Below are 20,095 nucleotides of genomic sequence, written 5' to 3'. Positions count from 1 at the left end.
TTTAGCTTACATTAATTGGGGTTGATGTTTTTGATTACTGCTTATAAAACTCTACTTCATACAGTTTCAGCCACGATTTTCCGTTCAGTTTCCAGGAGTCGTTTATGTTTACACCAAACCAGTAAATAATCTGAGAAGCGATATCGGAATTGGAGACTGCCATAATGGTATTGCCCGATGGAGCAGTGGCATTACAGATTGATTTCTCCAATCCGGTCCAGGAGCCTCCATTACCTCCTAAAATCAAATCTTTACCAACAGCAGCAGGAGCCTGATTGAGCAATTTATTCCCATTCACCTGCTTGCAAGGCCAGTATCCAATTAAATTAGCATAGCTGGGGTCAGTTGATTTTACGCCATCGCTGCAGGTAAAGTTTTTAATTTCGTCATCTGAGAGGGCTTTGTTGTAAATGGCTATATCGTTTACGGCAAAGGAGCCGCTATTTACTGCTGAAGTAATATTCCCCAAAGTGAGGTCATAGGCATTGGTACCTATCGTTCTCCCGGTAATATCACTGGGTGTTCCGGGCACTCCATCAATATATAGCACTGCCATTCTTTTGGCGGCCTCGGTATAAATTTTCAGGGTTATGGCCGACCAGGAATTTAATTGGAGTTTAGCTGGGGCAGGCACGCCGATTAAGGTATTATAGCCTAAAATTGCTCTATACTGCCGTGTACCATCCGCATTAACCTGAACCATGATTTCCCAGCCGTTTGTGCTGCTGTAAGAGTGGTTTAGTTTTGAAAGCAAAACAAAATTTGCTCCGTTTGTAGTAGAACTGGATCTGATCAGCGCCTTGAGTTGAATGGTTTTATCGCCCGATGCACCTATTTCATAAATGCCCGAATTTGCTGCAGCTAACGTAGCTTTTGCATCGGTAGCCGCCTTAGCTGCCGGAAATAAAAATCCATCTGTTAAAGGAACATTATCTATTTCTACCTTTTTAAAAGCAGGATTGTAGTAAATATTAAAGGAGTTGCGTTCTTTTTCAGTTTGACTGGTAAAGCCTTTGTTAACTCCGCCATGATTCGACGTAATTACCACCAACCATTCTTCATTTGCGTATGTTTTTCTGGCTTTAACGGCCTCCAGTAATTTACCAATGTAAGTATCTACCTGTGTTACCGCAGCTTTATACTCTGGCACATCAGCAGAATAACCATATTTAAGCCCAGCCTGGTTAACCTGGTTAAAGTTTACCACTATTAGGTCGGCTTTATTGATACCTATTTTCTTAACCGCCGTATCGGCCACAGCGGCATCATTGTTAACCGCAATGGGCTCATCAGCATAAAGAAGTAAGCGATTAACCAATGTATTCCAGGGAGAAACCGCTACCGAATACCTCATTTTAGGGGTGGCCTGCAAACGCTCAATTAACGACGGATATTCTATAACAGCATCATGCTCGCTGGCACTTTCGGGAACGACAAAAGTGCTATCCTGTATTTTATGGATAGTTGCTATCCCCGTCATGATATTTTTCCAGGTTCCGGCATCGCTAACGGGAGCATCACTTCTGCTCTGCCACGAATATTTACTGTTGGGCAGTATGGAAGAAATAATTGGGGGCATAATTTTTTTCACATCCTCTCCTGTAGCGCCATCAATACCGATCAGCAATACCTTTCTTTTTTTAACCGAAACAATTTCCTGTTTCTCGAAAACTGCTGGTGGATCATAATACTTTTTACAACCAAAAATAACGGCGCACAGCAGCAGCATAATCAATACGCTGTATTTTTTTAAACAAAGTGAATAATTCTTCATTGTTGGTTTATTTAATATCTTTTTAATAAATTAACTTGGATTGGATAACCATACTGTTTCAGTTAGCAATGGGTATTTGGCCAAAATTTTAGCTTTAGAAACCGCACTAACCGTAATACCCCACTTAGTTAAAAAAGGCTCCATATCGGTTTTGGCAAACTCCGATAAACGTTCGTAAAAGAAATCGATCTTATCCTGATTGTTATTGGATGTAAACCGGGCATGCCTGGCCTCGGTAGCGAGGTAGGTGATAAAACTGTATCCATAACGTTCCATTAGCTGGATGAACATGCCTAGTTTTGCATCTTCTGATGCATTAGCATATGATTTGGTACCGGTAGGCGTTACAAAAGCCAATGCAGCGGTCATCATCCGCTTATAATTACTGTGCTTATAACCATGGTACTTGGTTACCATTAAAGAGAAAATGTTGTTAGAAACCTCCCCATTACCATCAAAGCTCCAGGTATTGTTCATCTGCATATTGTGTCCCAGCTCGTGGTAGGTACCCCAGTTTTGGCCAATTACACCACTTAGTGTTACGGCCTGGGCAAAATAATTATCATTGGCTATTGCTACAACCGGGTAACCGCTATGCTGTGTCCCAACTGAAGGCTGTATGTCGTGTACAATACGCCATGGCAACATCGGATTTAAGTCTCTTGCATCAGCAGCATTTTCTGATAAACCATACCATTCCCAGTAACAATGTAAAATCTGCTCATCCCAGGTTTGCATTAAAGCCGTTGGGCTGGCAATTGGAAATTTAGCCAAACGCGAAATCGGCAAGGTAAAAATGATCCGTTTGCCACGCAATTCGAAAAAAGGAACTGTCGTTTTGGCAATCATGGCTTTCCATTCTTCATCTGTAGTTTCGCCCAGCACAAAATCGGGCGATTTAACCGTTCCCGTGAAATAGAAATCTATTTTTCTGCCTAGTGCTCTTGGCGGAATAATATAAACCTGGCCACCGTATAAATTGCGGATCAGATTTTTGCCTGGTGCAAGGTTATGACGGGTGTAAATAACGGGTGCTCTTAACTTTGTGGTTAAACTGGTTAAATCGTCATCCCATGCTCCTATTTGAGCAATCATTCCATATTCACCTGCCGGAACATCGATCTGAATCAGCTCGCCTGCAGGTGCATACATCCCTGTACTAAACCAGCCTTGCGGTGGTACAGAAATTCTCAGGTTGGCATTGTTTGCATATACAAAATCAAAATCGAGGGTTACCTTGGTGTTTTTAATCCTTGGTTCAGAAATTGCCACCAAACCTGGAAAAACCCTTGCCAAGTTAAACTGCGTTCTATCAACCTTATACTTGGAGGTATCCAGATCCTGGTTTCCAAAAGTATCTACTACTTCAGTTTTACTATAGCCATCTTCAAAAGAGTAGCCATAATCCTTTTTACAGGATTGAGTAAGCAACAAAAGAGCTGCAAAAGCTGAGGTTAAGCCTATTATTTTTCTACTTCTCATGGCTCAGTTATTTTAAAATATTAGTGTAAATCGGTGTCCAAACTTTTCCATCGAGGTTAAAACCCGTTGCATTTATGTTCAGCCAGCCTAAAATAAATCGTGGTATATCGATACCTCTTGGTACTATTTTATATAGCTCTGGTGTTGGCTTGATGCAGAATTTATTGTCGTAATCCTCAAAGCTCAGCCACTGGGTAGATTTCTGAAAAACAAAATCATTTTTCGATTTGCTCTGGTCTTTAATCAGGGTACCGGCGCCATCGAGTGCCGGCCAATAACCGATGAGGTTATTATAATTGGGATGCCTACTATCTAAAAGTACCTGACAGGCAAAATCTTTTATAACGGCATCGGGAACGGCGGCGTTAAAGATTCTAATATCAGTTATAAACTGTGTTGCGCTGTTACCGAAACCTGAACGGTAGCCAGCAACCAAAGGCTCGCTGTTGTTTACAGTCCTTCCCGTGATTACCGTCGGAGAACCAATTGGATCGCCATCCTGATATAGTTGTACATACCTCACAGTACCCACAAAGTAGATTTTGAAGCCAATGTTATACCATTGGTTAACTTCCATAGCTTTGGTAGTTGGGGTAGATATTGCAGCAGAAGCCAAACCACCCAGCCTCCATGTACCGTTCGATCCGTTGTGGATAATCCACCAACCAGTGGCAGCGTTGGCCGGACTGGATGTTTTAAAAAATATAGGTGCATTTAAGGTCCCAAACGATTGAACTTTTAATTTAAACTCTACCGTATACTCTCCGGTTGTACCAAAATTATAGAGGTTCGATTTGGCAGCATCAACACTGGCAATGGTATCGCCATTTAATTTCCCATAACTTCCTAAATAGGGTAATGAATTTAAATTAGCAGGTTTGTTGTAAATGGTAGATTTGAAATTAGGGTTGTAAAGGATAACAAAGCCATTTAACAAGGGCTTACTATACAAGGTTTGATCCATTAAAGCTGGTATTACCGGATAATCTCCCCCTTTATTTGATGCAATTACGATAAGCCAGTTTTCTTTGCTAAAGTTAGGGCGTGCTTTAATGGCGGTATTTAGCTCGCCAATGTAAGTATCGATATTGGTTATTGCGGCTGCATATTGAGGTACACTGGCATCGTAACCATATTGTGCACCTGCCTTATCTACCCCTTGAAATTCAGCAAGTACAACTGCCGCATTATTATTGGCTAATTCAGCCAGTGTTGCTGTTTTTACTGCCTCATCATTCGGCAAGGAAGTGTTTACATCTGCATGAGTAACCAGTTTTGTACTAAGTGCCGGAGAAATACTAAAAGCAGCTGTTCTTAAACTGGTATTGTCTTTAACCCGTTTAAAGAACATTGGATAATCGGTAAGTTTATTGTTCGAAAAATCCTCACTAATCACCTTATGTTTGGTTTTATCTACGCCCGTAAGCATATCTGCCCACGAAGTAGCGCTTAATCCGTTTTCATCAGACACAGCATTAATGGTAAACATGCCATTCTTGATCATTTTGGATAAATTGGGGGTTGAGGATTTAAAAACCGACTCTCCCCTGGCGCCATCCACAATAACGTACAATACTTTTTGCTGCTGTGCATCAATAACATTGCCCCCGGTATTGTTAGAGAAATCCTTTCTATCGGTTAATTCTTTATTACAAGAAATTATAGAAATCATTAAAACGACTAAAACGGCCGTTAGTTTCACTATAAATGTTGACTTTTCTATTTTACTTTTCATTGTATGATTATTTAATAACAACATTATTTTATGGCTTTATAGAGATGCGGACAGCACCTGAAACCTGCTGGTTATCGAAAAGAGAAATTGCACCGGCAATAAGTGCGGTGGGGTTTCCGAAAATATCTACACTTTCGTACACATCGTTTACTATGCCCTGAAACTTACCTGTGTTGTTGTATCCTGCAGCTAGGCTTCCATCGGGATTCAAGATCATGAAACCCTGCCTGATAATACCATCGTATTTTTTAAAAGATCCGAATACCAGTAATTTGCCGCTTTTTAGCTGATAAGCTTTTCCAATACTTCCACCTTCAATCTGTTTTAGCACCAGTTTTTTATCTATCGTACCATCAGCATTTAACATCACCAGGCCTTTTGTTGCAAAACCATTGTAATTATTAAAAATACCCGCAACAAGATATTTGCCCGAAGTTGCGCTATACGTAATGGCGTTTATCGCATCATCCGCTCCTGTTCCAGATGGATAGGTTGCATCTACTAGCCCGTCTGTGCCTATTCTTACAATCCGGCCAGTGTTTAAACCTTGATAAGTTGTAAAGGAACCCACTAGGATAATCTTACCATCGCTCTGCATCAGCGCATCACTGATAGAACCGTTGCCGGCCTGATAAGGCTGGTTAGCCGATTTATTAAAATTGTAGGTAGAATCCATCTTACCGCTCATAGTCATTTTCAGCAATCCATTAAGTGGCGTGTACCCAACAACCTTGTTATCCCTAGTCGAACGTTCGTAGAAATACTCGGCATAGTTATTAAAGCTACCTATCGCATAAATGCTGTTGTTATAATTAAAAACCTTGCTTACATTACCAAGGACCCCTCCATTGAAAGTAGCCACAGTATCATATGAACGGTCTGAACTGTTGCCTACCACCTCGACACGCGATGAATCCAAAGAGCCATCCGAATTTAATCTGGTGATACTGTTAATGCCATCACGGTCGTTGTATTTGGTTAAGCTACCGCCCACAAGGAACTGACCTGTCGGCAGCCTCACAATAGAAGAAATTGCATTATTTGCCCCTTTACCGGTTAGAAACCCTTTAGTGATAAAGCCATTAGCATTGATTAAAACAATATTGTTTATGGGCTTTTTAATTGTAGCTGCAGCCATATAATTATTAAAGAATCCAACCATTACTAAATTGCCATTAGGCAAAGGTAAAACCTGCCTAATAAACGCAAAATCGGTATTGGTGGCAAAAGTGGCATCTACTTCAACCTTACCATCCACCCTGTAGGCTGGACCAAAAAATATCTGATCATCAACCACAAGCGTGGTCCCGCCTGTACTTGCACCAGCTGGAAAAAGAACAGTAATAGTTTTATCGGTTATTTTGGTGATGGTGGCTTCGGTATCGTTGATGTAGAATTTCACTTTATCTTTAAAAGGCATTAAACCGTTTACCTCAAACGTAATCTGGGTAACCCCGTTTACATCTTCTGTATCAGATACATCCGATAAGAATTTTATACCCAATGTTTCTTTACCCCCTGCATAGGGATCTTCGCTTATGGGATTTGCCTTTTTGCAGGATGAGATAGAAAGTACCAGTAATAACATACAGGCCATCCATGTATTTAAGCTGGTACTTTTACCGAAAATTTGTCTATTTCTTAACATATTTATGTTTTTATAAATTCCCAATTCCATTTTCTATCGCTATCGAATTAAAGTAGTTGCTGTTAAAGCCAAAGGAGTGCTTTTCGATTTTGAGTGCATGGACAATTCCGTTTGTGGGATTGATATCTGATGAAGCCACAAGTGCATTAATCCAAAAGGCCTGTGGTCTCGATAAATCCGGGATATAAGAAATCATCACCTGCCTGTAGCCGGCATATTTTACCCTTACTTCTGTCGCAGTGCCAGCATTTGTTACCGCATCGTTGTACACCACTCCAATGTTCATTGGCGTGCTATTGTAAGAAAGGTAGCCCTGTCCCTTATAGGTGTTCAGTGCCAGTGTATCAACCTGGTTATAATCTTTAAGTCGGTTGGTTCCTTTAAACAGGTATAAAGAAAGTATGGTTTTCCATACCGCTGGTTTTACATCAGTCAGTTTGGTTACGGTATCTTTTCCTGTTGATAAGAGTTCTTTATTTAAGGTGCGGATAGCTTTGCCGATTGTTGGATCGGTAGGTGCAAAAAATGTAATGTTATCATTACTGAAAACACTTTCCATACCTGCTATTTTAATCACCTGCGTAAGGGTGTCAAAATGCAGGGGTTTCGATTGGAGGTATTGTAATATGGTACCATCAAATTTGGCTTCTTTTACCCCTCCATCTATATAATGTTCATATTTTTTACAGCTAAAGGCTAAACTCACAATGATTAGGGCAAGTGTTAGCAGTACTGTGTTTTTGTTAAACTTATTCATTGAATCTATTCTTTTAATAGGTTAAATCGTATTATTTGCTTTATTGCTTATTATTTCCAATAGTTATTCAAAGTCATATGAGGATTATTGATGGATGCACTTGGATCGATGGGCCAGGTCCATGCACCGGCCTGAAATGCCGAAAACGAAAGCGGGTTTGGGGTAAATTTTGGATCGAGGATCTTTTTAGTACGCACCAGGTCATAAAAATGATGCCCCTCGCCCATTAATTCTTTTGCTCTTTCTAAAAATATGGCATCTTTTATCTTTCCTTCTCCAGGGTTTGCGGGAAAAGCATCGGCACCAGCCCTGGCCCTGATTACATTGAGCAAAGTAGCAGCTTCGCCATCGCGGCCCAATTCGGCCAAAGCTTCTGCATGTAATAAAATGGCATCGGCCAACCTGAAAATAATCGGGTTATCATCGCTAAACTGTACCAAAGCTGCCCTATTATAAAATTTGTAGAACTGCCAAAGCCCGGTCTGATCGTATATGTTTTCGTCAAACCAAATGGTTTTACGTTTATCGGTAGCACTTTCCGGATATATTTTCTTCATAAAATCACCGTTGTAGACCAATTCGCTCACGGGTCTGTCGCTACTGGCGAAGAATGGATTATGAACCACCGAGAAAGAGTATTTATACCTGAGTTTCGCAGTATTTTCGCCAGTATTATCGCTCAACTGTATCTCGAACAGGCTTTCCTGCGATTTACCGAACATCACCAGGTAAGTTTGTTCGATAGGTAGTAAGCGGTAGGCCTTTTCCTGGTCGACACCGATATTCTGTAGTTCATTACCCAGCTCATCAACCTGGTTGTAATAAGAAATGGCATTGGCGGCATCGAAACCAGCACACCACATATTCATATGCATCATTAAATCTATTGCACCGCCACGCATCGCCCTTATGCCTTTAAAAGTTGGATCGTTGTAGGTCCATGGCAAATCATTTTTAACTGCGGCCAAATCGGTCAAACAGCCTTTTAAAACCTTTACCATATTGGTACGGGGCAGCGCCTCCTGGTTGTAAGCATCGGTGTAATACGGTACATCGCCAAATAGTCTTACTAAAAAGAAATAAGATACGCAGCGCATAAAAACAGCTTCAGCAATAAACTGTTTCTTTCTTGCCGGCGAAATGGCTGCATCGGGCATGGCTTCTACTTCTTTTGCCATAATATTGGCCGATTGGATTACTTTATAAAAAGGCAACCATTTCTGGATTAAATCATAGCGTGAGTTAAGCTGAAACCACTCGTTAATGGCATTGGCCTCATAACCTGGCAAAGAGCGATCGGCTCTTGCTGCAATGGCCATTTTTAGGTTATTGGTAGCCATATAGGTAAAATCGATCCGTGGTGGATAACCTTTTGTTGATGGTATGGCCCAGCCACAACGGGTATCTCCGATTTCGAAAAGGACACTTTGCATGGTGGCCTCTCTAAACGAACGGTAAAGCCCCAATGCAAAGCCCTCTGCATCACCATCGTTTTTCCAGTAATTATTACCCGATAATTTGCTTAGCGGCTCAACATTTAAGAATTTTTTGCAGCTAAAATTTACACTCAGTAGCAGTAATGCTGATAGTATATATATTATTTTTTTCATCGTTATCCTGTTTATAATTGAATGTTTAAGCCTAAAGCGTATGTTCTCCTCACGGGGTAACCGCCGGAGTTATCTCTCCCCAGCGAACTCACATTTTCAGGGTCGGCACCCGAATAAAAACTAAAAGTGTGGATGTTATTGGCTGTACCATACACCCTTAAACTGGTGATACCCAATTGTTTTGTTACTTCGGGCTTAAAAGTGTAACCAACGGTTACCGTAGCCAGTTTTAAATAGGAGCCATCTTCCTGAAACAGGGTTTGATTATAACGGAAAGGCAAAAACTGGGTCGATTTATCGGAAGCCGAAGCCGAATAATTACCATAACGTAAATAATCGTAAGGGTTAGGGTAGCTGGCCACATCGCCCGATTGGCGCCAGATGTTGTATTCTGTTATCGGTACTAAATTGTTTGCCGAAAATGGTGAGGAGAAATTCTGGAAACTTGCCGCCAATGGGTTGTTCAGAATGTCTCTGTGCCAGGTGTAGGCCATAATTACATTAAGCGAAAAGCCTTTGTAAGAAACGAAACTGCTTATACCACCGTTAATTAATGGCTGCGAGTTACCTGCACCAACCATATCTTTCGAATCGAGCACATAATCGCCATTAATATCAGCATAATAAGGATCTCCTGCCTTGAAATACACTGGGGTTGAACCATTAAAAGTGTGGTAACGGGTTCCGTTGGCAGGGTTAACCGGAACATCATCATCGGTAGAAAATACCCCTTTAAAGTTATACAGGATATTGGTTAACGAGTTTCGGCCCAGCCTGTACAATATGGCTTGACCAGTGGCGCCTCCATCTAATAAAAGTTGTCGGGTAGCATCAGGAAGTGCAGTAATTTTTTCTTTATTGTAGGCTCCGTTTATACTAACAGACCAGTTAACTTTGCTACTGGCTGGTAAAGGCCTAAAACTAAGCGCCAGTTCATAACCATAATTAACATTGCTTACTTCGTTGGTTTTTAGCTTGGTAAAGGCATTATGGGTAGTAATGTTTTTCTCCCATAACTGGTTATCAACCATTTTGTAATAGGTATCAAAATTTAATGTAATCCTATTTTTAAACAGGTTTAAATCTAAACCTGCGTTGTATTGTGTGGTTGTGGTTGGTAATAATTTAATGTTTGGAAGATTGTTAAAATCAATGGCGGTGGTGGGTATACCGTTATAGTTACCATAATAATCGTATGTTCCGTTGGCGTCAAATACGTTGCCAACCGGTGCAATATTTCTACCCCAAGAAAGCCTAAGCATACCTACATCGAGCCATTTAGAATCGGCCAGGAAATTTTCTTTATTGAAATTCCATTTCAAGGCCAATGAAGGGTTTTTAGCCCATGGTGCATTAAGGCCTGTGCTCGAGGTTCCATCTAAACGGAATGTGGCTTCTATCAGGTATTTTGTTTTGTAGTTATATGATAAACTTGCGGCTAGTGAAGCAGCTTTAGAATCGGTATAATTATCCAATATCCCCCCAAGTGAACTCGCTGCAGCTGTACCAAAAGGCCCTTGATACTGGTCGTTGGTATATTGATCCTGCTGAATGGCATGCGCCTGGAAATTTCGGACATAAATTTCGGAAAACACATAGGCACCGATATTATGAACTTCCTTTTGCAATGATTTATTGAAACTAACCATTGCCCTGTTGTAAAGTGTGCTCCGCTTATCGTTATACGAGTATACGCCTGCAACGTTGTTATTCAATATGGCCGGGTTAAAGGTTTCGGTTGTTCCCATCGAATAATCGTAACTGGTGATATTGGAAACAGCCATACCGGTAAGAAACTCGTACCGCGCTTCTACACTCGTTTTTATATTACCGGCTTTATTATCGTTATCGACAATTAACGCCCCCAAGGCCGGATTACTGTTAATTAAACTTGGGCCAGGTAATAGTGAGGATGAACCTGCACCAGCGGCAACTCCTGTTTGGAGAATCCCGTTGCCGCTGCCTTTCTGGCTATTGCCCAAACTACTGGAAAGAATAAGGTTTACATTAAATTTCGGACTCGGTTTGTAACGGGTGTTCATGCTTAGCGAGTACCTGGTAAAACCTGTATTCTCCTGTATCCCCTTTTCGTCGTAATAACCCAGGTTAATTTTATAATTAAAAGAGTCATCACCACCGCTTGCATTTACGTTATGCTGTTGGTTATAGGTAGACCGGTAAAAAATACTCTGCCAATCTGTAGAGTTATTATAAAAAGCATTTAAACTATCGGCCAACATTGGGGTATTATCAATACTCTGCCTGGCCGAGTATAGGTTGGCACCATAAGTATAAATTTCCCATAGCCTTAAATTACTCTCAGCAGCCCCACCAATAACCTGACGTAGTTTTGGTGGGGTATTAAAGAAAAAGTTAGTAGAATACTGAATAATCGGGGTTTTTGATTTACCTCTGCGGGTATTGATCAAAATTACACCATAAGCACCCTGTGCCCCATATAATGCTGTTGCACTTGCATCTTTTAAGAAAAGGATTTCTTCTATATCTTCAGCAGGGATTAATGATAAAGGACTAATGCCAGGACCATTACTGGAAAATCCGTACTGATAGTCAGTATTTAAATCAACAGGCACCCCATCAATTACAAACAGTGGTGAAGTGGGTGTTAAAAATGCATTATCACCTGATCCGGTTACACTAATGCCTGATAAACCCCGCATGTTAATACTGGGTGCCGCTCCCGGACTACCCGTATTATTCTGGATGTTTAAGCCTGGTACTTTGGCCTGAAAAAGCTCGGCAACATTACTCACCGGAACATCCTGTATATCTTTCCCCCTGAGTGAAGTTACTGCACCCATTACGGTTTCTTTTGTTTTTTGGCCGTAACCAACAGTAATATTAACTTGTTCTAAAGTGGTAAGATCTTCAACCATCAAGATTTTCAGGTCGTTTTTACCATTTAACTTTACGGTAACATCTTTATAATTCAGGTATTTAAAGGTAAGGGTTGCGTTATCTGGTACGCTAATGGTAAATGAACCATCATCTCTGGTCATTCCTATTGCCCTGGTTGCCGTACTCGCAATAATGGTTACGGCCGGTATGCCATTACCATCTCCCTTATCTACAACCTTGCCCCTTACGCTGATCAGGTTTTGGGCCCACGCTGAGCTGCCCAATACCGTTAACGTAATTAACAGCAATAAATTTAATATGTATTTTTTAGCCATATCTGTATAATAAAAACTCATGTTCAACTTATTTTTCTGGTGCTAATCGTTAGTAAACCTGGGGTTATCCTTATTAAACCAGATTACGATTTCCCAATCCCCCTTTTCGAAAATGGCAAAGTCTAAACCCAGGTTGGCCTCTACCCTAAAGCCTCCAAAACCAATCCGATCATACGAAAAGGCTACACGGGCCCTAGATCCTGCGGCATTGGTGTAAGGCGTTGGAATCTGTACCAAAGGGATTGGGTAAGCCACATCGTATTTAACCGATGTTGGTGTCATTTTCAGGTTGAAACCATGCACCAGCTTAGTCCAGTTGGTGAGTTTAAATTTGGCTGGATCAATAGGCTTTAATAGCGTATCTAAAAACTTAAAGGAAAGCGAATTACCCTCGCCTATTTTATTAAACAATATGGTAACATCATTGGAGCTTAAAGGCTGACCCGATTTTTCGCCGAAAATACCAGCCATGGTAGAAGGTGTAATGGTACCGCCGGTATTGGCTCCCGTTAGTGGGTTTATTCTGTTTGGCTCGTAAGGCAATTCTCGCTGTGGCTGTAATACCAGGTTATTGAAATACTTACGCCCGCCATTGTTAGCAACTTCTACATCAAAAACATAACCCGAATCGGGAAGTGCTTTAACAATATTGCTCTTGGCCTCAGCCCACATAATAAATTCGCCTGAGTGTTCGCCAACCTCAAATAAAGTGTGCTGTTCTGTAGTGCGTTTATTTTCTATTTCCTGAATAGATTTTTCGCTTCCATCGTAAGCTTTTTTCCATACCAGTACCGGGAAAGGCTTTAAAAGCTCAGGGCTGGTCTGGCCGTCGCCATTGCGCATCGCTACGATTTTGAAAGTTAAGGGCAAAGACGAACTTTCTATGTTGAAATTATCCCCCATTAATGTGGTACGCCCCAGTATAGGCCTGTAGGTGGTTTGTTTAAAACCTGCATCTTTATTAAAGGCATCACTATCGCTCGGCAATAATTTTTTGCAGCTAAATATGGCCAATACGCCAATAGCGACAAAGAATAAGGCAAATGATTTATTTTTTGATATCATATTATTCATGATTTATTTATTTAATCTGATTAGGAACTCGCCAAAACCGAATTCGTGGGAAGCAGAAAGCACATGTATGATTGCATTATTGGTTGCAATATTTACCGCCTGTGTAGTAGCCGACTTCCATTCTTTGGTGTACTGCGAGTTTTTAATATCGCTGTACACTACCCCTTTTGGTCCGCCAAAAACATATCCGCTGGCATTTGAGTTTAGCTCCTGCGCATTCATTCCATAATTAAAATGTGTGCTGGTTAAAAATGCACCATCGGCAAAGTGTAAGCTATCAGTGGTTATTTTTTTTCTAACAATGTAACGGTCCAATAAAATCCCCAGTTGGTCTACATCCAGGGTGGAAATGCCCAACGCTTTTTTATTTTGGCTTATCCTTAAATTATTAAGCGCGTTTAAGGCAATCGAAAAGTTTCGGTTGGTAAGCGAAAAAAAAGTAATCGCTTTGCTGTTTGTTAAGGTATCTTTTACCCAGGTGACGCGGTCGCACACTTTAAGCAGCGAATCGTACTGTCCGGTTTGCGATTTTAGGTAAGCGTATGCATTACCATCGAACACGTTTGCCTCATTTTCGTAATTGTATGCCCCGTCATCTCCCTTTTTGCAGGAAAGTATAAACAGTGTTATGGCCATACAGACTGCTATATTTTTAATAGTTTTTATCATCATTACCTCCAATATTCGTTTTGTGTAATTTTTGTATTGGTGTTTAGTACCTCTTCATCAATAGGCCAGTATATACCACCCTTTTTTATCAGGTCTAAAAACTTTGCATCGTTGTTTTTCAGTTTGTTATATCTCACCAAATCGTACCATCTCCAGCCTTCGCCCATTAATTCTCTTCTACGTTCTGCAAAAATGGCATCGATCAATCCTGCATTGGCACCTTTGTAAAGGCCTATGCCCCTATTGTTCCGAACAATATCTAAAGCATCTGTAGCATCATCCATACTGCCTATTGCAGCCAACGATTCAGCATAGAGCAGGGTAATTTCTTCTATCCTTGTAAAGATTAAAGCTGAGCTATAAATGGCCAATGAGCCATCGGTTGAGGCATTTCTGATGCACTTTATTTTGCTGAATACGGTATTCGAAGTTCCGTATCCACTGAAATAATCAGATACCGGTAAACCCGTTAGCGGATCGAACCTAAACCTCAGATCGTTAGGTTCGTTAAATATGGAAGCAATTACATCATCGGGCATTTTAATCTGCGGAACAGCTTTGGCGATAATGGGTGCAGCCAAGGCCAAATCTTCCATATGGCCTATAGTGCTCATTTCCGTTGTATTGTAATTAAAAGGAAAGCCTACCAGCTGGGATGCATTATTACCATAAAACAGGCCATCTACCTTGGTCAAGTTTGTGGTTGTGGTATACACACCACCACTTAAGCCAAAATTGGTCATCACAAACTTTGAATAAGCTACCGCATCGAGGTATTTACCCTGCCATGCAGCAATGTGCGCCAGAATTGAATAGGCAGAAATCTGGTTGAATAAAATACCATCCCAATAAGGCGCTACTTTTCCATAATAGTTTTGCTGGTTAAAACCATTTTCTATTGCCCCATAGCGATATGGCAGATTATTTACGATGCTTAACAGTTCGTTGGTAGCAAACTGTAATACAATTTCGCCTGCTACTCTTGGGCGTTCTGTAAAATTACCATCTGTAGAGGCTGTAATTAGGGGAATATCGCCCCATATACGGACCATATAAAAATAGGTAAATGCCCTTAAAGCCTTCATTTGGGCAACATCTACCTTATAATTTTCTTCGGTATACTGTTTGTCGTTTTTTAGAATTTCTCCGGCACGGTCGATAAAAACCGTACAGCTGTTAATTACAGCATAAAATTTACGCCAGTTGCTCAGCGATTTTACAACCGGATATGGCGCGTTTAAATTATTTTCGGTAATGGCTTTTAAATCCAATCGGGAGGTAGCTTTAAAATCACCCATCCGTACATCGCCATATAACCAATGTGCATTATTATCTGCCAATGCAGCTCTTAACAGGCCATAAGAACCCAATAATGCCGAACGGGCATCGGCTAAACTTTTCCAGTTATTGCTTTCATTTACCAGGTGGGTAGAATCAATATCCAGTTTTTTATTGCAGGCCGATATAAATACTGTACTGAACAGCATTAATAGGACTGCTTTGAATACGCTTCTTGATGGTATTATTTTATTATACATGATTATTTGGTGCTTATAAATCAATTTTTAAACCTAGTGTGAATGTTCTCGGCAACGGCAGGCCATAGCCCGTATCTTCACCAACATAGTTAACCAGCTCTGGATCACCCCCGGTATAACTTTTTAGGGTATATACATTAAGCGCCGAGGCATACACATAAATTTTCCTGAAGCTTTTGCTGAAGTATTTGAATTTGGAAATGTCGTACCCTAAAGAAACCGACCTTAATTTTGCATATGATCCGTTTTCAACAAAAATATCCTGATCTGTGCGGTACGACTGAACAGCACTCCATGGGTTATAAATAGGATAATCAGCAACATTAATTCCTTTTTGCCAAAAAGTAATCTCATTTACAGAATTGATGTTGTTATTTCCGGTTTTGTTAATGAAATCGAGCTGATTTGCAGCTGATTGATTGATGATACTTCTTTTTAAGGCAAAATAGATGTTAAAATCGAGGTTAAAACCTTTGTAATTAAGCGTACTATTAAAATTCCCCACTATCCTTGGCAAATAACCGCCCATGGCAACTTTATCGTTTTCATCAATTACATAGTCGCCATTCTGGTCTTTCCATTTAGGATCTCCTCCGTGAAGCTTCAGCCCTTTATAGCTCATGATCTGAAAGTTGGCCGGGTTTACCGGAACATCAACATCGGTTTGATAAACGCCCTGACTTTGCAGCACCAATATCTGGTCTATCGGTTTTCCAACGGTTAGTTTTTGTGTTCCGATGGTAATTTCTTTAAGGTTGTTTGGCAATGCTTTCAGCGTATTTTTATTGAAAGCAATGTTAAAGTCTGTTGTCCAGCCCAGTTTATTGGTCTTGGCTTTCAATATTTCGGCCGAAACAGCAAGCTCAATTCCTTTGTTATTTACATCCAGTCCGCTTTTGTACTCCTTGGTGTATCCCGATTCGGCATTAACCGGCACCCCCAAAATCATCCGTTTATTGTTTTTAGAATAGAAAGATAATCTGGTTTGCAACCTGCTGTTAAAAAAGGCTCCATCTACGCCAAGATCAAGCTCTTCTACATAAGCCCAGGGAATATCATAACCAATCCAGCCCGAGCTATACGGTCTGGATAAAGTACCAATACCACCATACGAGCCCACCGATTTATTTGAACTCCAGCCTAAATCAGTTACATATTGAGGGCCAGCACCATACTGATCGATAATATTAAGGGTACCCAACCTGCCGTATGAGGCGTTTAGGTTTAAGCTGCTAAGGATAGATTTTTGGGTCTTAATGTATTTGGTAATATCCCATTTGGTGCTCAACGATGGCGAAAAAAACCATCTGTTATTGGCCTGCATGTTCGATGCACCATCGGTACGGGCAATTAGGGTGGCAAAAAACTCGTTGTTTAAGGTATAATCAAAGCTGCTGTACAGAGAACTTACATTGATTTTCTGTTTGTCGGTAAACTTTTTGGTGTAAAAACCTTCAGGCTGCAAATAATCGCTATGGCTAATATCGCCATCTACACTATTGATCCTGATGTAATCGCTGGTGCCTTTATAACCTTGCAGGTAATTGTACTTGTTCACATCGAGCGAAAGTGTATGGCCAAACAATGCTTTAAAAACATGGATTTTATTTAATGTAAAATTGTAAGCAAGCGAATTATCAACATTTAAACGTTGGTTATAAGCGTAAAAATTGGATACATAATTGTTCCCATCCATTAAAGTTGTAGGATAAAATAAATCTCTCATCCCCTCATTATAATCGAATGATATCCGGGTAATGAAATCGAAGTTTTTATACTTTGCATTAGCAGAGAACGAGCCCTGAATTACATTATTAATGTTATTATCGATGGTTTTATTTTCATATTCACTTAAATAGTTGCCATAAATATTTTTGTTGGGCGCTATTGGGCTAATCAAATCCGGAACATATTGCATTTCGGCAAAACGATCTCTTAACGAGCGGTTCCTATCCCGGTTTAACCGTGTGGCATTAACCATGGTTGATATGGTGAGCCATTTTAGGGGAAGTACATTAATAAAAAATGATGCGTTGTATCTGTTTAGCCGTGTATCGTCGGCATTACCTGCATTAGAAGTGTTACCGGCAAAAAACCTGAAATTAGATCTTGATGTTCCGCCTGTTATACTGGCATTTATGGTATGTAAGGCCGAGTTTTTATAGTAAAGGTCGGTCCAGTCTGATCGGCCATAGTAGTTTTCGTTAGTTGCATCTGCCAAATACGAAGGGTATTTATCAAAATCTTCGGCAGTGGCATATTTATTATAAAAAGTACGCCTTAAAAGGCTTTCGTCTCGCCCGTTGGTGGTGCTTACCTTATTTTTGGTCGCATAGCCGTAATAGCTGTTAATAGAAATTTCGCGGTTGCCCTGGTGTGCATTTTTGGTGGTAATTAATATTGCACCGTTTGCAGCGCGTGGGCCATATATAGATAAAGCAGCCAAATTGCTGATCACGTTTATGGATTGGATATTATCTAAATCGATAGACGATAATAAATTGGTGGCTGGTCCAATAGGTGAAAAATCATACTCCTGGATGGTATAAACAAAGGGATTATCGCCAATTAAGGGAATACCGTTGATAAAAACTGCAGGCTGTGCTTCGGCAACATTGGTTTTCGAAAGCAAAGGTCTGCTTAAGCCCCTTAACAACATCGATTGATCTGCGCTACCAGGTTCGCCTGTAACTTCCTGTACATATAAGCCTTTCGAGTTACTCTTTAATGCTTGCTGTAAAGAAATAAAAGGATAAATACTAACGTTGCTGAGTTTTACGGTATCTACATTTCTTTTAGATACATAACTCACCAACACAACCGAATCGATAGAAACCGGCTGTTTTGCTTTTTTTGTGGTATCCTGAAAATAGGTATTATTGGAAACCGCACTAAGGTAATCTGTTTCTTTTCCGTACGACTTAAGGCTGATCATACCGGTAAACATGATCGATACCATTAAAAATAAGCGCATCTTTCCTGGTCTGTTTTTAAATAACCAGACCGGGGAAAGCTGTTCAATGTAATGATCCAATTCTTGATTTTTTTCGTTCATCTTAAATAATGTTTGTTGGCTTGACTATATAAAAACAGCAATACAATCCCATCCAAACCTTTCGGTTTAGGCAAATAATCTCCACACCATTGTTATGGCAATATTTCAGGAAAAGAAATAACAAAGCCTAATGGAGCTGCTCTCCATCAAATCCTATTGGTCTTTTTCTTAGGCGCGGATACTGTTTAGCTGTTTTTACCTTTGTAATTTGGCCCAGGCTTTAATTCGGAATTAAATTTTGAAATGGAAAGTATTTGATGTTGTCAAATTTTAGCGTTGCCAACATGGTTTTAGGATAAGGCACCACATTAAACATTTCTGTTAAAGTTTTAAGGTGTACCAGAAAGGGGGAGCCGAAAAACACAGCGGAGAAATAGCGCAGAATTTGCACTTGATTAACCTTCAAAAGATCTGGCTTGTGAAGTAGTTGTTTTTTCATAATTGTTCGTTTTGGTTAATTGCTTATAAAAATGCTTTACATAGACATACTTATAATGTTTTCATATCTTCCTGAAGCCAAGAAGGATACGGGTTTGGTTAAATCAAAACTGATATATTATCCTTTAAAAAAGGTTGAAAATTGTTAAAGAAAGGGTAGAAAATTGGACACAAATCACTAAAAACCAAGTTATTTAGCTTAAAACGGCACTAATGCTGAATATTGAACCCAGATAGTTTAAACTTTGCACTCTGGCTTCAATTCGTAATTCGGTAACTCAATGATGAGGCCGTACTAACAGCTGTCTCGAATTTAGCCACCCAAATTATAAAAATGAGACTGAAACTAACAGTGGAAAACACAGAGGCTTGCTACATCTAAAAGAGGATCTATCATAAATAAATTGCCATCCTGAGAATTCAGTTTTTAGCTAAAACATTAGCATGATAATGACATTATGTGATGGATCGTCATTCCCAACTTGATTGGGAATTGTAATGCCTTAGTAGGGTTTGTAGGTTGCATTAAGATTCCCGCCCAATGTCATTAAATTAAGGAGAAAATAAAAAAAATATTGTCATCCTGAGCCTGTCGAAGGACAAATGTTTTTTTGTTTTCGGCTATTAAAGGTCTTCGACTACCTGCCCCGAAAGTCCTATGGTGTGGAGACAAATATTTAATTATTTTTCTGCTCATATGCCGCAGGGCATCAAACTTTTGAGGCATCAAAAGTATGCAAAACCGTAGCTTTAGCGCAGCTCATTCATGCCAATAAAACAATAATAAAAGATGAATAAATGCCTTGTCAATCCAGCAAGGTGGCTCCACGCAGCCCTAGCTCATCAAAAAAACAGCGGCACTTTGTTTAATCAGCTCTTTTATATAGTTTCTTTGGTCTGATTGAGCCCTTCGGGGTTTGTTCGTTTATACTATATGAAAGTTTGAGGGTTATTTTCACAAAACCACTGCGTTTGAGGTTTGGTAGTGCTACTTGTTCTTTTCTGCCTCTGTTTTTTTGATTCCCCTGCCAATGGGATTGACAGCGTTCTTCGGCAAAACATGTGTATTATTAAAGCAGGCTAACATAACGCCTAAAAATCCACACCCAAAAGATGTGTCC

12 protein-coding genes are annotated in these 20,095 nt (G+C 40.1%); all 12 read right to left on the bottom strand.

The window, feature by feature from the left end:
• Nucleotides 1-34: 34 nt before the first annotated feature.
• Nucleotides 35-1,774, bottom strand: a complete 1,740-nt coding sequence (locus EZ456_RS15260; RefSeq protein WP_131531541.1) for an alkaline phosphatase family protein — start codon at nt 1,772-1,774, stop codon at nt 35-37.
• Nucleotides 1,775-1,804: 30 nt separating this feature from the next.
• A complete protein-coding gene (locus tag EZ456_RS15255; RefSeq protein ID WP_131531539.1) occupies nt 1,805-3,256 on the bottom strand; it encodes a M60 family metallopeptidase in 1,452 nt (483 codons plus the stop codon).
• A 7-nt stretch (nt 3,257-3,263) separates the two neighbouring features.
• Entirely contained in the window at nt 3,264-4,991 is a 1,728-nt protein-coding gene (locus tag EZ456_RS15250) for an alkaline phosphatase family protein (RefSeq protein WP_165501338.1), read from the bottom strand.
• 28 nt (nt 4,992-5,019) lie between these two features.
• A complete protein-coding gene (locus tag EZ456_RS15245; RefSeq protein ID WP_165501337.1) occupies nt 5,020-6,639 on the bottom strand; it encodes a DUF5008 domain-containing protein in 1,620 nt (539 codons plus the stop codon).
• 10 nt (nt 6,640-6,649) lie between these two features.
• Nucleotides 6,650-7,396, bottom strand: a complete 747-nt coding sequence (locus tag EZ456_RS15240) for a fasciclin domain-containing protein (protein WP_131531533.1) — start codon at nt 7,394-7,396, stop codon at nt 6,650-6,652.
• A gap of 50 nt (nt 7,397-7,446) precedes the next feature.
• Complete coding sequence (locus tag EZ456_RS15235) at nt 7,447-9,006, bottom strand: RagB/SusD family nutrient uptake outer membrane protein (protein ID WP_131531531.1); 1,560 nt, start codon at nt 9,004-9,006, stop codon at nt 7,447-7,449.
• Between the two features lie 11 nt (nt 9,007-9,017).
• On the bottom strand, nt 9,018-12,221 hold the full coding sequence (locus EZ456_RS15230; protein ID WP_131531529.1) for a SusC/RagA family TonB-linked outer membrane protein: 3,204 nt from the start codon (nt 12,219-12,221) through the stop codon (nt 9,018-9,020).
• A gap of 21 nt (nt 12,222-12,242) precedes the next feature.
• A complete protein-coding gene (locus EZ456_RS15225; RefSeq protein ID WP_131531527.1) occupies nt 12,243-13,274 on the bottom strand; it encodes a DUF5007 domain-containing protein in 1,032 nt (343 codons plus the stop codon).
• A 3-nt stretch (nt 13,275-13,277) separates the two neighbouring features.
• Nucleotides 13,278-13,910: a hypothetical protein gene (locus EZ456_RS15220; protein ID WP_131531525.1), complete on the bottom strand. Its 633-nt coding sequence runs from the start codon at nt 13,908-13,910 to the stop codon at nt 13,278-13,280.
• A 35-nt stretch (nt 13,911-13,945) separates the two neighbouring features.
• Nucleotides 13,946-15,481: a RagB/SusD family nutrient uptake outer membrane protein gene (locus tag EZ456_RS15215; RefSeq protein ID WP_225876555.1), complete on the bottom strand. Its 1,536-nt coding sequence runs from the start codon at nt 15,479-15,481 to the stop codon at nt 13,946-13,948.
• 13 nt (nt 15,482-15,494) lie between these two features.
• Nucleotides 15,495-18,536, bottom strand: coding sequence for a SusC/RagA family TonB-linked outer membrane protein (locus tag EZ456_RS15210; protein ID WP_131531523.1), 3,042 nt, complete (start codon nt 18,534-18,536; stop codon nt 15,495-15,497).
• A gap of 220 nt (nt 18,537-18,756) precedes the next feature.
• Nucleotides 18,757-18,975: a hypothetical protein gene (locus tag EZ456_RS15205; protein WP_131531521.1), complete on the bottom strand. Its 219-nt coding sequence runs from the start codon at nt 18,973-18,975 to the stop codon at nt 18,757-18,759.
• Between the last annotated feature and the right edge of the window lie 1,120 nt (nt 18,976-20,095).

The organism is Pedobacter psychrodurus (assembly GCF_004331735.1).
Classification (GTDB): domain Bacteria; phylum Bacteroidota; class Bacteroidia; order Sphingobacteriales; family Sphingobacteriaceae; genus Pedobacter; species Pedobacter psychrodurus.
Note: the sequence above shows the minus strand (reverse complement) of the source record. Positions and strands in the feature narration are given on the sequence as shown.

Coding starts and splice junctions, on each gene's coding strand:
- EZ456_RS15260 (WP_131531541.1), bottom strand. CDS start 1,774: ATGAAGAATTATTCACTTTGTTTAAAAAAATACAGCGTATTGATTATG.
- EZ456_RS15255 (WP_131531539.1), bottom strand. CDS start 3,256: ATGAGAAGTAGAAAAATAATAGGCTTAACCTCAGCTTTTGCAGCTCTT.
- EZ456_RS15250 (WP_165501338.1), bottom strand. CDS start 4,991: ATGAAAAGTAAAATAGAAAAGTCAACATTTATAGTGAAACTAACGGCC.
- EZ456_RS15245 (WP_165501337.1), bottom strand. CDS start 6,639: ATGTTAAGAAATAGACAAATTTTCGGTAAAAGTACCAGCTTAAATACA.
- EZ456_RS15240 (WP_131531533.1), bottom strand. CDS start 7,396: ATGAATAAGTTTAACAAAAACACAGTACTGCTAACACTTGCCCTAATC.
- EZ456_RS15235 (WP_131531531.1), bottom strand. CDS start 9,006: ATGAAAAAAATAATATATATACTATCAGCATTACTGCTACTGAGTGTA.
- EZ456_RS15230 (WP_131531529.1), bottom strand. CDS start 12,221: ATGAGTTTTTATTATACAGATATGGCTAAAAAATACATATTAAATTTA.
- EZ456_RS15225 (WP_131531527.1), bottom strand. CDS start 13,274: ATGAATAATATGATATCAAAAAATAAATCATTTGCCTTATTCTTTGTC.
- EZ456_RS15220 (WP_131531525.1), bottom strand. CDS start 13,910: ATGGCCATAACACTGTTTATACTTTCCTGCAAAAAGGGAGATGACGGG.
- EZ456_RS15215 (WP_225876555.1), bottom strand. CDS start 15,481: ATGTATAATAAAATAATACCATCAAGAAGCGTATTCAAAGCAGTCCTA.
- EZ456_RS15210 (WP_131531523.1), bottom strand. CDS start 18,536: ATGAACGAAAAAAATCAAGAATTGGATCATTACATTGAACAGCTTTCC.
- EZ456_RS15205 (WP_131531521.1), bottom strand. CDS start 18,975: ATGAAAAAACAACTACTTCACAAGCCAGATCTTTTGAAGGTTAATCAA.